This window comes from Rhizobium sp. SU303, from assembly GCF_021052345.1.
GTDB classification, from domain to species: Bacteria; Pseudomonadota; Alphaproteobacteria; order Rhizobiales; family Rhizobiaceae; genus Rhizobium; species Rhizobium laguerreae.
Map to the genome: position 1 here is coordinate 465,407 of NZ_CP088097.1, position 13,880 is coordinate 479,286.

The window sequence follows — 13,880 nt, forward strand, 5'->3', positions numbered from 1 at the left end:
CATGATTATGGAATGCGCGCGGCGGGATAGATCTCCGGCAACGCTCGTCGCCCAGGTGGTGTGAAGAGAAGTAACTGAACAAGAAGGACTGCAGACGCAGAAAAGACAATGATAACGATAATGAGCGGACAGGATTTGATCGATGCCGGCATGAGCCAGGGGAAATGGTTTCGCCCGGCTCTCGATGCGGCCAATGCGGTTTTGAGCAGGGGTGGCTCGGTGACAGATGCGCTGGAGGCGGCAAGGAGCTTCCAGCCAGGTCCGACGCTTGCCTTGAGGGCTGACAACGATGTCGAGATCTATTCCAATATCCGCGCCGAGAACGCCTTCGAACAGGACAATGTAGAGAAGGTCAATGCGACGATGCGGGCGCTGGTGCGTACGCCAGTTGTCCATTCCGCGGCGATCATGCCGGACGCTTGCCCGGCGGGTCCGATCGGAACGATCCCGGTCGGCGGCGTAGTCGCGTCCGAAGCAATCCATCCCGGCATGCATTCGGCCGATATCTGCTGTTCCATGGCGATCTCGATCTTTCCCGGCACAGATCCGAAGTCGCTTCTGGATGCCGTGCATGCCGTGACGCATTTCGGTCCCGGCGGCCGGCCGCGCGGCGCGCAGATCAGACCTTCCGAGGCGACGCTTTCGGCCTTCGAGCAGAATCCTTATCTGCGCGACGGTGCGCTGAGCGCTGGCATCGAGCATTTCGCCACGCAGGGCGACGGCAATCATTTCGCCTATGTCGGGACGATGAAGTCGACCGGTGAAACCGCGCTTGTGACCCACCATGGATCGCGGGCACCGGGCGCTCGGCTGTACGACAAGGGCATGAAGGTCGCCAACCGGTTTCGGGAGCGCATTTCGCCCGAGACGCATAGGGAAAATGCCTGGATTCCGGCGGATACCGAGGAAGGTGACTGCTACTGGTCGGCGCTGCAGACGATCCGCCAGTGGACGAAGGAAAACCACTATGTCCTTCACGACATGGCGGCGGAAAGACTCTCGGCCAAGGTCGCGGACCGCTTCTGGAACGAGCATAACTTCGTCTTCCGGAAGTCGGACGGGCTGTTCTACCACGGAAAGGGTGCCACCCCTGCCTTCGACAACTGGGCGCATGACGCGACCGATCTGACCATCATTCCGCTCAATATGGCGGAACCGATCCTGATCGTTCGTGGCTCGAACGCTGCCCATGGCCTCGGCTTCTCGCCGCATGGCGCTGGCCGCAACTTTTCGCGCAGCGCGCATATGAGGCAGCTGTCTGCGGAGTATGGGGCGGATTCGCGAGGTCTGAGCCCGAACAACATCGCGGCTATTCTGGAGAAGGAAACAAGCGGTCTCGACGCGCGGTTCTTCTCTGGTTTCGCCGATGTGTCGGAACTGCCGAGTGCCTACAAGAGCGCTGCGAACGTCCGGGCGCAGATCGAGCACTACGGTCTCGCCGAAGTGGTCGACGAGGTAGTCCCCTTCGGGAGCATCATGGCCGGCGACTGGCAGAAGAACGCGCCCTGGCGCAAAAAGCGCCAGTAAACACCGGGGAAGGCAACTAGGCTTGCCTTCCCTCGAATGCACCATGCCTATAAAGGTGCGGTAAGTTTAAAGCTCGGGGCCTTGACTGCAATGGGGTCTTAGCCGATCACAATATATCGCTCGATGATAGGAACGCGGCAGTGCGGGTTTCGTGCGATGCTTCGAGAGTCGGGCAGCCAGGCCCAGGTAGCTTTCGCCAATAGGTTTCAAGCTGTATGCAGCGCGGCGGCGCCGACCCATTCGGGGCGCTCGGCGCCTTGCAGTTCTTCCACCGCATCGGCGGCAAAGCTCGGCACGACACCGGTCCACAGCAGTGCGCCATCGGGATTGGAATGGCCGTCGCCCTCGAGCTTGTAGATGCTTTCGACGATATACTGGCCGTCATTGTTCAGGCCCTTGATCTCGGAGATCTCGATCACCCGGCGCCGGCCGGTGCGCTTGAAGCGGGCGATCTGCACGACGACGTCGACCGCCGAGGCGATCTGGGCGCGCAGCGGCCGCAGCGGCATGTCGATATCAGACATCAGCGCCAGCGTCTCCAGCCGGTGCAGGGAGTCATAAGGCGTGTTCGCATGCACCGTCGAAAGGCTGCCGCTGTGGCCTGACGTCATTGCCTGAATCATATCGAGAGCCTCGCCGCCGCGGCACTCGCCGACGATGACCCGGTCGGGCCGCATGCGCAACGACGAACGGAACAGGTCGCGGATGCTGGCGCCGCCGCGGCCGAAGCGGTCGGGCTTCGTCACTTCGAGATAGACCACGTGTTCCTTGCGGATCTGCAGTTCGGACGTGTCCTCGATGACGATGATGCGCTCGTGGTCGGCAAAGGCTTCCGACAGTGCGTTCAGCATCGTCGTCTTGCCGGTGCCGGTGCCGCCGGAGATGATGACGTTTTTCTGCAGCCCGACGGCCGCCTGCAGCAGCGTCAGCGACTGGTCGGTCAGGCTGCCCTGGGTGACGAGATCGCGGATGCTGCGATGTTCCTTCAAAAAGCGGCGAATGGAAATGCAAAGCCCGGTGCGGGAGGCGGGCGGCTGGATCATCTGCACGCGCGAACCATCCGGCAAACGCGCCTCGACGCTCGGCTCCTCCGGCGTCAACCGCTTGCCGGAGAACTGCGCGATGCTGCGCGCGGCCGATTCCAGATCTTCGCGGCTGGCGAAGCGCGTATCGGCCCGTTCGAGCTTGCCTCGTCTTTCGACGAAGATGTCGGATGTGCCGTTGATCAGGATTTCGGACACGCTCGGATCGTCGAGGAGAAAACGGATCGGCCCGAGCAGCTTGTCCAGCGCCCGGGTCAGGACCTGGAAGGTCGCCTGTTCGGCGGCGTCGTCGGAAACGGCCTTCATCAGAGCGGCATCCCGACCAGGACCGTGCTCATGCCGAACAGCGTCGCCATCATCTGAACCGCGGTCGGAAAGAACATCATTAATGGAATGAGGACCAATGCAAGTATCAAGATGCTGCTCATCGTTTCCATCGTTTTCTCTCCGGATCGACTGGCGGGCGATACCCGCCATTTGAGGAAAGCTTAATCCAGATCCCCAAATAACGCCATGGTTGGGCTCGGCGAAGACGGCCATTATGCGCGCAGCGCGCCGTTTCTTCTATCGCTTTGAAAGAATTGACCAATTATGGAGCAGTAGACGAAGCTCCAAAATGCCGTCCAAAACTTCGTCTCTTCAGGTAAAACTGCAGCTTGTTCAATCAGTTAGTTGAAAGAATCCGACGTCAACTGCGGTTTTGCAGCCGATGCCTCCAAGACAATTGGAACCCTTCGTTTCGTTTGCTTGACGGAGGGCTGGCCTTGGGCGCACTCTTGGGTCTTAATGGTGTTGTTCAACAAACGTTGGCCGCCGGGGAAGATAAGCTGAAGCAGAAAATATCATTGGATCGAGCAACATGCTCGTTCGGATCGATGGCGTATGCTTGGTCCATCTTCACCACGGCTTCGAACCGAAACAAACCTGGGAATGAGGAGTAATCACATGTTTGGTAAACTCAAGACTCTCGCAATTGCACTTCACAAGGACGAACGCGGCGACATGGCCCAGATCGTCCTGGCCGTCGCCCTGATCGTCATTCCGCTGATGCTGATCCTGCTCGCATTCGGCAAACAGATCGGCGAATGGTTCAACGAAAAGAACACGGCGCTCTCGGATGCCGAGAGAATTCCCGAGCCCGGTCAATAAGCGGATCGGGATCATGGATACGACTTATGATCTGACCCTGATGCCTGCGGCGGCGGCTCTTGCCGTCGCCTGCACCATGACCGCGGCGGTGCTCGACCATCGCCACGGTCATATTCCGAACGCCGTCACCTACCCCTGCCTGCTTGGCGGGTTCATGTTGGCGGCAATCAGCGGCGGTCTCGCAGGAATAGGGCTTGCCTTCGCAGGCCTCCTTGCAGCCGGCCTGATCTTCATCATCGCCTTCGCAGCCGGAAGCTGCGGCGGCGGCGACGTCAAGCTGATGGCGGCGCTCGGCGCCATTCTCGGCCTCTGGCCCGCCATCGACGTCACCCTTGCATCGCTGATGGCCGGCGGCGTGATCGCCGTTTTCTCCATGGCGCGGCGTGTTCAGTGGAGCGTGCTGGCCCGAACGGTCGGACTGTTTGCGCTTCTCCTGCCTGCCGGTTTCCGCGATGCCGCGTCGGTGCTGAAGCCGCGCGAGACACATCATACCGTCCGCTTCGGCGTTGCCGCTGCTCTCGGACTTCTCTGGTGCCTTTTCATGCCCGATTTCACCCCTCTTTCACTCGTGAGGTAACGGCAATGCGCGCGGAACTCGAACGCCCCATCTTCGACGGTGCCTTCTGGAGTTCGATCCTGCACTCGCGGACCTTCTGGGTCCCTCAGGATCACGGCGCGCTCCTCGGTACCTTTGCGATCGCCATGATGCTGCTTGCCTCGATGCTGCTGCTGCCGCGGCTTTCCGCCCACCGGCGCCGGATATCGGAGCTGCACGGCGATACCTCCGGCAGCACGACGATGATGGATTTCGTGCTTGTGACACCGGTCTTCGTCTTCTTCATGTTCGTGGTCTTCCAGTTCACGATCCTGGCCAAGAACCACCTCTTCACCCACTATGCCGCCTATGCGGCGGCGCGCAGCGCCCGTGTCTATTTCTGTCCGGCCCTGCCGATCACCATCCGGAGCTTGATCGACGCCAGGACCTGCGACGACGATGCTGCCGCCGGCAAGGCAGATCTTGCCGCCCGCCTGGCGCTGATCCCGGCAGCACCCTACGACCAGCTGAAATGCGTCGGCGCCTGCCAGCCGCCGGAAGATGCGCTGAAAAGCCTTGCCGATGCTTCGGGTCTTTCGAAGAACTGGCGCGCGATGCGCAACCAAGCCCGCTACATGTTCGACCCGCAGAACGTCACCGTGACCGTCGACCGCGCGCCGATGGCGATCTATGCCGCCATCAACCGTTCGCCGCATGTGCCGGTCACCGCCAAGGTGGAAGCGCGCTTCCTGCTGCTCGAATATGCAGGCTGGGTCTTTGCCCGCGGCCAGAGGAAGGACGGCCGCTACTACACGATTTCGACGGCGGAGGTGAACCTGCTATGACCCCGACCCTTATCAAGCGCCTGCACCGCGACGAACGCGGCTTCCTGTCGCCGATCATTCTCTACATGACGATTGCGCTCGCCCTGATGATCGTCTGGATCCTGAATACCGGACAGATGATCTACGACAAGCAGCGCACGCAAGACACGGCGGATGCCGCAGCACTCGTCCACGCCGATTGGGAAGCCCGCTATCTCAACATCATGGCGATGAACAACGTCGCCTCCTCGCAGGCAACCGTCGTCATGGCGACGTCAGTCGCCTTCCAGCTGACGACGGCGGAGCTTGCCCTGCGCTCTACCGCCATTCTGGCAAAACTCGCCCAGTATTCTTTCACCGAAGGCTTCGGGCCGGCATCCCTTTTGCCGCCGATGCCGCCGATGCCCTATTGCCCGGGCTGGCAGAAGGTCCCGATCGTCGGCGGCATCATCTACGGTGCTTGCCTGGCGTTCCAGGGGGTCCGGGCGATAGGAGCCACCAAAGCGCTTGCATATGTGGGCATCGCTCAACACAAATATGATCCATGGGATCTCATCAATAAGTCCAGCGACATCATTGATGCCATGAACGATCTCAACGACTACCTCGTCGAGAGTTTTCCGCAGCGGGTCGGCAACGAAGCCCTGCATCTGGTGCGCCTGAACAAGTCGGATCATGTCGTCTTCCACCCGCCGTGCGAATCCTGCAACGACGCCGGAGAGGGCGCCGGCGGCAACCTCCCGGTCGATCGCGACGGCATCAATCCCGCTGCGGCCTATGCTGAAATGTGCCTGGCGATGAGCAAGGGCACGCAAGGGCAGGACCCGCTCCTCATGCGCGGCGAGTTTGCCAAGCGTGGCTTCCCCAACGGCAAGGGCCCGTTGACCGCAGGCGGCGTCGACGGCAGCCATATCCGCGACTGGGTCAACCACGAGAGCGGCATCGATGATGCTTTAGTGGACTTCTACATCTTTTATGAAGCCTTCGGCCCGGCCTATCTGAGCAAGGTCCCGTTCAAGGCAATCATCGAGCAATTTGGCGATCTCAGCTGGTGGCAGGAATTGCTGCTCGATGGCAGCTTCTATATCGCCGAGGAACTCTTCGGCATCGAGTTCGGCATCGTGAACCCCTTCCAGCTGCCGATCGACGTACCGCCGCGCTATTCCGACAAGCAGACAAAAGACGAGAACGATTTCACCCGCAAGTTCGACATGATCTGGAATCAGGTCTGCGGCCCAGCCGGTGGCGCGATTTCCGTGGCGGGTGCTCCCCTGCCTGTCATCTCCTTCCCGAAGCCTTACTGGCTGAAAGGACGCATACCGTTTAACTTCACGCCCTTCGGCGGCGAGCAGCTCGACGACTACCAGACGCTGGCGATCGTTTCCCGCGCCCCGCGCGCCAGGCTGCAGATCCGCATCTTCAAGGACAAGACACCGTCCGCCTACGCCTTGGCGCAGAGCTGGGTCCACAATTACACGGCCTTCGACCTCTACACGCAGGACTGGCTGGCATCACTTGCCCCCGCGACACTCGCCGACGATACCGGCGCGGTTTCCAACACCATCAAGCAGAGCCCGGCGGCCGATAGTTTCACCGGCCTGACCCGCGTCTTCGACCGAGGAGGAGCCAATGCCTGGGCTGCCGTCAACACACACTGAGCGAATGAGCGGTCCTCCCGGCCGCGGGCTGCTGATGCGGCTGCACCGCGACAGGCGCGGCCTCGCCTCGATTGAATTCGTGCTCGCCGCGCCGGTCATCCTGCTGATCGTGATTTTCGTCATCCACGCGAACAAGATTTCCACCAAGAAGGTCGGAACCATGGTGGCGATGCGCAACGCCGCCTTCGCCGAGGCGAATGGGCTGGACTGCACGTCGGATTTCTCGAACGCCTTCCCGATCCCGGCTTTGCCGGCACTGCCCGGACGCGACGCCATGAGCTGCTCGCGCACGCCATCGCATGAAGGCGGCGGCGACCCTCAGCGCAGCTTTGTCTGGGACGACGTGCAGAATACCCTCGAGAGCGATGGCCGCCAGTTCGGCGATATGGTCGGCGACCTCGCCAATGAAAAGCCGCAGCTCGTCACAGCGACGGCCGACCGGGTCTACAAGTTCAGGGATTCCGACGATCTCGATACGATCAGGAGCATCCGTTGGAAGGACGCGTTCACGGTCGACGATTCCACGCTGTTTGCCTCGCACAACAACGATACCACGCGCCGCGGCTACGATCCGACGCTGCGCCGGGAGATTCGCGGCGTGGCTAGCGATTCCGGCGATCTGTTCGACGGCGTCTTTCCCGGAGCGAAATAAGATGAGACAGGGTTCACGCATCTCCTTTCGTCTCGTCGGCCATCTCGCTGGTTTGGTGCTCGTCTTCGGGCTCGCCGCCGCCATGGCAACACCTGTTCGCGCCGAGATCTACAAGGATTTGAGGGTGACGCTGAATTCGATGCTGGCCAGTATCGTCGGCGCGCCGGAACGCGCGCCGCGCGATCTCGTCATCAACGGCCAACCGCTTGAATTCACGCCCTATCAGAGCGATCGCAGCATTTCCGATATCACCGACGAGTGGCTGCGGGTACTGGCCGTCAATACAAGGCCTGCCCTGCCGAAAAGCAACGACAAGGAAGAACTGACCGCCGTCATTGCCGCCAACATGCTGATCGTCCCGAAGACGAGCCGCATCCGCGACGATCTCGCCGTGGTGGTGCGGTTCTTCGACGGCGACGGCGAGGCTGCCCTCGATTATCTCAGACGGCAGGACCCTGCAAATTCTTCGGCGAGAGCGCCCATCCCGGGCGTCACGATCATGATCCGCAGGCCGGCCGATGCGCCGATGACCGAGGTGCTGATGAGCCGCTTCGACGATGTTGCCTCAACGCTGCCTGCCTTTGCAGCACCTGCCGATGTCGGCAAGCTGCCGATGTCGCTGCGTCCGCCGGCCGGTGTCGAGGTGCTGAGCGATATCGGCGATCGCGACAAGGGCCACACGTCACGCACGGTCGTGTCGAAAGGCACGCTGTCGGCCGTGCGCTGGTCCGATCAGCGCGCCGATCTGCTTTCGCGCGACGGCTTCACCATCGAGACTCCGCCGGCACAGCGCGGCGGGGTCACTGCCCTTTATGGCCGGCGCGGCAGCGTCGAGGCCAATGTTCTTTACACTCGCAGCAAAACCGACGGCCGAACCGTCGAGGTCATCCAAATCAGGCAACCCTTTGTAGGGGGAATAACACCATGAACTGGAAGCTCATCGCGGCCGTCATCGTCGGGCTCATCACCGGCGTTCTGCTCTACTTCTGGACCGAGAGCGTCAAGAACGAGCAGACGGCCTATGCCTTCATGCGGCTCCAGGCCGACAGGAAGGTCACGCGAGGACAGGCGATCACGCCCGACATGCTTGCCGAGCCGGTGATGCTGCCGGAAAGCTTCGGACCGCTCGCCAAGCTCGCGGTGCCTGCCGCCAGCGCCTATCAGGAATGGCTGAAGGACAGGACGGCGGCGAGCGATATTCCGGCCGGCTCCGTGCTGCTCTTCCAGTATTTCGACGATACCGATGGCGGACGCCTGACGACGATGATCGCGCCCGGCAAGCGGGCGCTGACCCTTCCGGTCAACGCGGCCGCGGCCGTTGGCCATTTCGTCGAGCCGGGCAGCTATGTCGATATCCTCGGCACGGTCGACGAACCGGTCGAGCCCGTGGCGCCGGCCGCAGCGACCCAGCCGGGAGCGCCCGGCCAGCCCGCTGCCGTGCCAGCCCAGCCTGCCGTCCCTGGTCAGGCGCCGGCCACAGCAGGACAGCCGCAGGCTCCAGCCCAGCCGCAGTCGCCCGTCGAGCAGATGCTGAAGAACTATCTCACCCAGTATCCGGGCGCCGACGAGAACGATGTCAACGCCTACCGCAAACAGGCGCAGGATTATAAACTCGGCATCAGCTCGCGCACCCGCGTCGTCACCCGCACCTTCCTGCAGAATGTCAAGGTTCTAGCCGTCGGCGCGGCGACGACGGCGGAGGGCGCGGTCACCAAGGCCAACAGCACCTACAACAATGTGACCGTCGAAGTGACGCCGTCGGAAGCTGAAATGCTGATTTTTGCCATGGGCCAGTCGAACGGCAGCCTGAACCTCGTGCTGCGCAATCCGGCCGACAATACCGTCGAGGACCTGCCGAGCATCAACTGGACGCGCATGTGACCGCCGCGGGGGAATGAGCCATGCTGTTGAAGATTTCCTATGAGGACGGCAGTGGTCGGGAGGTCATCCCGCTCTCGGCGAACGAAACCTATTTCGTCGGCGAAAGCAGCACGCTGACGCTGCCCGCCGGTGCGGGCGTCGTGCGGCTGCGCGGGAGCCACGTCTCTTCGCCGCAATTCGTGCTGCGAAAGTCCGGCCAAGGCTGGTCGGTGCAGCATCACGGCCGCAACCCGACGCGCGTCGACGATCAGCCGCTTCGGGCCGGCACGCCGGTCGCGGTCTCGGCCGGCATGTCGATCTGGGTGCCGAACGTCACGATCGAGCTCGTCGAGCCGGCCGCGGCCGCCGAAGTGGTCACACAATTTCCCGATCAGGAACGTGTGCTCGCCCTGCAGATGGAAATCCACGAGCGCCTGCTGAAGGACACGCAATATGACCGGCTGGTGAAATCCGCCGATTTCGGCCGCGAGGAGACGCGCGGCCGCATCCGCGAACGCCTCGACATGTTCATCAAGGAGGCGCTCGACGCAGCACAGCAGGATCTCGTCATCCTCGTCATCAAGAACGCCGTCTATCGCTGGCTGGCCAAACGCATTGCCCGTACGGGGCGTCGTGACGGCTCGTCGAATGCCGCAAGCCTGTCGCGCGAAGAGCAGGACAATCGCCGCCTCTTCGACGTCGGCAAGGCTCTGATTTCGGCGCTGCAGCTCAAGCTCAACTTCGAATCCACCCGCTCGGACTTCGCCCAGCTCGATACCCGGTTCAGCGCCGCCTTCCAATCCCGGCAGGCTCTTTTCAACGCCGGCGACCGCTATGAGATCGCCCATATGCACCTGCGCTCCAGCATCGAGGAGCTGATGTATCGCTGGGGGACGATCTCCGAGCTGATGGATCTCGACGTCATCTCGGAAATCATGGTGACGCGCTACGACGAGATCTACGTCGAAAAATTCGGCCTGCTTGAACGTTATCCCTTCGCCTTCGCCAATGAACGGCAGCTGATGAAGGTGATCGAGCGCATCGCCGTCGATTCCAACCGCTCGATCAACGAGAGCGAGGCGATGGCCGACTTCCGCATGCCGGATGGCTCGCGCGTGAACGCCGTCATTCCGCCGCTGGCGGTCAAGGGCGCCTGCCTGACCATCCGCAAGTTCGGCGGCAAGTCGCGGCTCGATATCAGCAAGCTGGTCACCGCCGGCGCGCTCAGCGAGCCGATGCGCGCCTTCCTCGAGGCGGCCGTCCGTTCCCGCAAGAACATCGTTGTCTCAGGCGGCACCGGCTCCGGCAAGACGACGCTCTTGAACAGCCTGTCGCAGTTCATTCCGGTCGGCGAGCGCGTCGTTGCCGTTGAGGACACGTCCGAACTGCAGCTCGACGGCATCCATGTCGTCTATCTGCAATCGCGGCCGAAGACAGCGGAATCCGAGACCAGCGTCACCATCCGCGACCTTGTGCGTAACGCGCTGCGCATGCGACCCGACCGCATCATCGTCGGCGAGTGCCGCGGCGCCGAAGCGATCGACATGCTGCAGGCGATGAACACCGGCCATGCCGGCTCGATGACGACGGCGCATGCCAACACGCCGCAGGACATGATGACCCGCCTGGAGGTGATGGTGCTGCAGGGCCAGAGTTCACTGCCGGTCATGGCGATCCGCCAGCAGATCGTTGCCGCCGTCGAGCTCGTCGTGCAGCTGAACCGCCTGGCAAACGGGCGGCGTGCCGTCACCGAGATATCGGAGGTGATCGGCATCGATCCGGACACCGGCCTGATCATCGTCGAGCCGATCTTCAATCTCGTCGGCCGCGCCGGCGGCCAGGCCGTGCATGCTTTCACCGGCTACCTGCCGAGCTTCGTCGCCGAACTCGTCGAGTTCAACGACGACGGTGAAATCGAAAAACTGGACATGTTCGTCTGAGGGCAAAGCGATGAATATCAGCATTCTGCAGATTTTTACGGTCGCCCTCGGCGCTATAACGGCGGGGCTGCTCGTCTGGGGCGCCCCGGTGCGCTGGCCGGCGCCGCTGCTGCGCGCCACCGAGCGTGACATTGCGCTCGCCAGCGAGGCGGCGCAGGTCTTCGGGCGTGATGCCGTTCCGCCCTATACGATGATCCTTGCCTACGGTATCACGGCTATCATCGTCTTCATCGTGATCTCGCTGATCTTCGGGCCGATCTTCGGCTTCGTCATCGCAATCCCGGTCGCCATCTTCCTGCCCAAGGGCGTGATCCGTTATTATCTGCAGCGCCGCTGGCTGCAGATCGAATCGCAGCTTCCCTATGCCGTCGACCAGATCGTCTCGGCGGTGCGCACCGGCAAGCCGCTCGCCATCGCCGTCAATGCGGTGGCCGATACCGGCCAGATGCCCGCCTCGCGCGAATTCGAGCGCATCGCCCGCGAACAGAAGCTTGGCATCGGCCTGGTCGAGGCGCTCGACCGCCACGGCCGCAACGTGCCGAGCCTGCATTTCAAGATGGTTGACGCAGCCCTCGGTCTCTTTGCTCGGCAGGGCGGCGACATTTCCGAGCCGCTGACGGAAATGTCGAAATCCTTCAAGGAAATCTGGAAGCTCGATCAGAAGATCACGACCTCGTCGTCGCAGGCGCGCATGAACTTTCGCGTCGTCAATGGCGGCGCGCTGTTCATGATGCTGATGATCTTCTTCGGTCAGCCGGAACTGATCGACAAGGTGTTCGGCAACGCCATCGGCATCGTCATCGCGATCGTCGGCGCCATCCTTTATGCCACCGGTTTCTTCTGGATGCGCTCGATGATGAAGGTGTCGGTATGATGTCTCAGATACCTCTCGCCCCCATCGCCATCGCCTTTGCCGGGATCACCGCTGCGCTGTTCGTCTGGTGGATCGGCGATATGCTCGGCAGCATTCAGGTGGTGCGCCGGACCGCGGGCGGCGATGGTCCGCCGCCGAACATCGTTGACAGCATCGGCATGCGCACGCCGGTTGAATTCGTGCTGACGCATTTCGAGCCGCTGCTGGCCGATTACGGCGCGCAGCTCGAGCAGAAGCTGATCTATGGCGGCCGGCCTTTCGGCGGCGTGACGGGACGGGAATATATCGCGCTTCTCGTGGTTCTCAGTCTCTTCGGTTTCATCGTGCTCGGCCTGCTGTTCGGCATCGCCAGCGGCAGCGTGATCGGCGGGCTTGTGGCCGGCCTGATCCTCGGCCTGATCCCCGCCATCTATTTCTGGGTCGTCGCCGACGACAAGGCGCAGGACCGCAAGGAACGCATCTCGCGCGAATTTCCCTACTTTCTCGATCTCGTCGTCATGACGCAGCAGGCGCAGGCGACGCTGCCGGAAAGCCTGAGGCTTTATGCCGAGGCCGCACCCGGCACCGTCATGAGCGAGGAGATCGAACAGACGCTCAAGGATGTGGCGCTCGGCACCGGCATGATCGAGGCGCTGCAGCGGCTGGAGCGCCGCATGACCGCCGAGGAGGTCATCCGCGTCATCCGCGCCGTGATCCAGGGCGAAGTCGAAGGCAGCAACCGCGTCGAGCTGTTGCGCGAACATGCGCGCGACCTGCGCTTCCGCCGCTGGGAAAAGGCCGACAGGGCCAGTGAAAAGCTGAAAGCCAAGATCGTCATGCCGGCGATGATGATCGTCGTATCGATCCTGCTTCTGGTGCTGGCGCCTGCAATTGTCGAGATGATGTCGAGTGGGATGTTCTGATCATGGTCTTTTCCTTCTTTCGCGGAAACAAGCCTAGCCTTCTGCAGACCGGTCCCGGTGGCCAGAGCCGCAGCCATGTGCTCGACCGGCCGGAAATGTCGATTGGCCGGGCTGCTAATGCCGATATCGTCGTCGACGATCCGTTCCTGGCGCCGATCCATGCGCGCATCGAGCGGCAGAGCGACGGCGGCTTCATCATTCGCCGCATGGGGCTGAACCCGATCATGCTGCGCGGCGAAGCGCTGTTGCAGACGGCCTCGCTGAAAGCCGGCGACAGCTTTCGTCTCGGCAAGGACGTCGAATTCCAATTCGTCGTCAAAGCTGCTGCCAAGGAGGCGCCGAAGAAGGAGGCATCCAAGGCAAGTGACGACAAGCCGAAAAAGTCGCTCCTCAAGCAGCCGGCCTTCCTCGCCGGCATGGGTGTCGCCTATCTCGCCATCGTCGGCATCATCGGCTACCTGATCCTCTCCGACAGCGGCAGCGCGGAGGGTGGCCCGACGGCCGAACGCATCAATGCGGAGGCCGCCCGCATTCCGACATGCATCAAGAATGCCCGGCGCATGCGCCAGGTTTCGGAAGCAAGCTTCAACGGCGCCGTCGGCGGCCGCGTCGGCAGGGACGGCGACGCAACCTATGCCGCTCTTTCGCTGGCAGCCGAACCGTCTGACGACGCCGCGCTGGTCAAGGCCGCCGAGCCGATCGTCGAGGCCTACAAACGCACGGCGCTCGCAGCCCTTGCCTCGGAAAACCGCGGCAACAATACGCTGGCGCAGACCCTCTACCAGCAGACCTACGATCTCGTTCCCGACGTCAACTGCTCGGCCGCGCGCTTCGCGCTGCAGCGGCGGGCCGCGGTGAAGCCGGTCGCGCGCCGCTGATCCTGGATGCTTCGCACGCTGTAAAGGCACAGATCAGA

General features: G+C 62.4%; 14 protein-coding genes. 12 read left to right on the forward strand and 2 right to left on the reverse strand.

Annotated features, from left to right (window positions below; genetic code table 11):
* Positions 1-120 precede the first annotated feature (120 nt).
* Complete coding sequence (locus RlegSU303_RS31135) at positions 121-1,527, forward strand: RtcB family protein (RefSeq protein ID WP_231283930.1); 1,407 nt, start codon at positions 121-123, stop codon at positions 1,525-1,527.
* Positions 1,528-1,733: 206 nt separating this feature from the next.
* On the opposite strand, the gene RlegSU303_RS31140 is transcribed toward RlegSU303_RS31135, so the two are convergent.
* The gene (locus RlegSU303_RS31140; RefSeq protein ID WP_017957721.1) at positions 1,734-2,876 is read right to left on the reverse strand and encodes a CpaF family protein; all 1,143 of its coding nucleotides are present in this window, start codon (positions 2,874-2,876) and stop codon (positions 1,734-1,736) included.
* A complete protein-coding gene (locus RlegSU303_RS34285) occupies positions 2,876-3,007 on the reverse strand; it encodes a hypothetical protein (protein WP_003594894.1) in 132 nt (43 codons plus the stop codon). Before RlegSU303_RS34285 ends, RlegSU303_RS31140 begins: the two co-directional genes overlap by 1 nt.
* A gap of 508 nt (positions 3,008-3,515) precedes the next feature.
* Between RlegSU303_RS34285 and RlegSU303_RS31145 the strand changes: the two genes are divergently transcribed.
* Genes RlegSU303_RS31145 through RlegSU303_RS31195 form a run of 11 tightly spaced genes read left to right on the forward strand, consistent with a single transcriptional unit; the run spans position 3,516 to position 13,842 of the window.
* A complete protein-coding gene (locus RlegSU303_RS31145) occupies positions 3,516-3,719 on the forward strand; it encodes a hypothetical protein (RefSeq protein ID WP_003548168.1) in 204 nt (67 codons plus the stop codon).
* 13 nt (positions 3,720-3,732) lie between these two features.
* Positions 3,733-4,296, forward strand: coding sequence for an A24 family peptidase (locus tag RlegSU303_RS31150; RefSeq protein ID WP_017957723.1), 564 nt, complete (start codon positions 3,733-3,735; stop codon positions 4,294-4,296).
* Positions 4,297-4,301: 5 nt separating this feature from the next.
* Positions 4,302-5,099, forward strand: a complete 798-nt coding sequence (locus RlegSU303_RS31155; protein ID WP_017957724.1) for a TadE/TadG family type IV pilus assembly protein — start codon at positions 4,302-4,304, stop codon at positions 5,097-5,099.
* Positions 5,096-6,736 carry a TadE/TadG family type IV pilus assembly protein gene (locus RlegSU303_RS31160; protein ID WP_017957725.1) on the forward strand — a complete coding sequence of 547 codons (1,641 nt, stop codon included), beginning with the start codon at positions 5,096-5,098 and terminating at the stop codon, positions 6,734-6,736. The genes RlegSU303_RS31155 and RlegSU303_RS31160 overlap by 4 nt, the downstream gene beginning before the upstream one ends.
* Positions 6,708-7,388, forward strand: coding sequence for a TadE/TadG family type IV pilus assembly protein (locus RlegSU303_RS31165; RefSeq protein WP_017957726.1), 681 nt, complete (start codon positions 6,708-6,710; stop codon positions 7,386-7,388). The genes RlegSU303_RS31160 and RlegSU303_RS31165 overlap by 29 nt, the downstream gene beginning before the upstream one ends.
* 1 nt (position 7,389) lies before the next feature.
* Positions 7,390-8,316, forward strand: a complete 927-nt coding sequence (locus tag RlegSU303_RS31170) for a hypothetical protein (protein ID WP_017957727.1) — start codon at positions 7,390-7,392, stop codon at positions 8,314-8,316.
* Positions 8,313-9,269, forward strand: a complete 957-nt coding sequence (cpaB, locus tag RlegSU303_RS31175; RefSeq protein ID WP_231283931.1) for a Flp pilus assembly protein CpaB — start codon at positions 8,313-8,315, stop codon at positions 9,267-9,269. The genes RlegSU303_RS31170 and cpaB overlap by 4 nt, the downstream gene beginning before the upstream one ends.
* Positions 9,270-9,289: 20 nt before the next feature.
* A complete protein-coding gene (locus RlegSU303_RS31180) occupies positions 9,290-11,188 on the forward strand; it encodes an ATPase, T2SS/T4P/T4SS family (RefSeq protein ID WP_017957729.1) in 1,899 nt (632 codons plus the stop codon).
* Between the two features lie 10 nt (positions 11,189-11,198).
* Positions 11,199-12,062: a type II secretion system F family protein gene (locus RlegSU303_RS31185; RefSeq protein WP_017957730.1), complete on the forward strand. Its 864-nt coding sequence runs from the start codon at positions 11,199-11,201 to the stop codon at positions 12,060-12,062.
* Positions 12,059-12,964, forward strand: a complete 906-nt coding sequence (locus tag RlegSU303_RS31190; protein ID WP_017957731.1) for a type II secretion system F family protein — start codon at positions 12,059-12,061, stop codon at positions 12,962-12,964. The genes RlegSU303_RS31185 and RlegSU303_RS31190 overlap by 4 nt, the downstream gene beginning before the upstream one ends.
* Positions 12,965-12,966: 2 nt before the next feature.
* A complete protein-coding gene (locus RlegSU303_RS31195) occupies positions 12,967-13,842 on the forward strand; it encodes an FHA domain-containing protein (protein ID WP_017957732.1) in 876 nt (291 codons plus the stop codon).
* Positions 13,843-13,880: the final 38 nt, after the last annotated feature.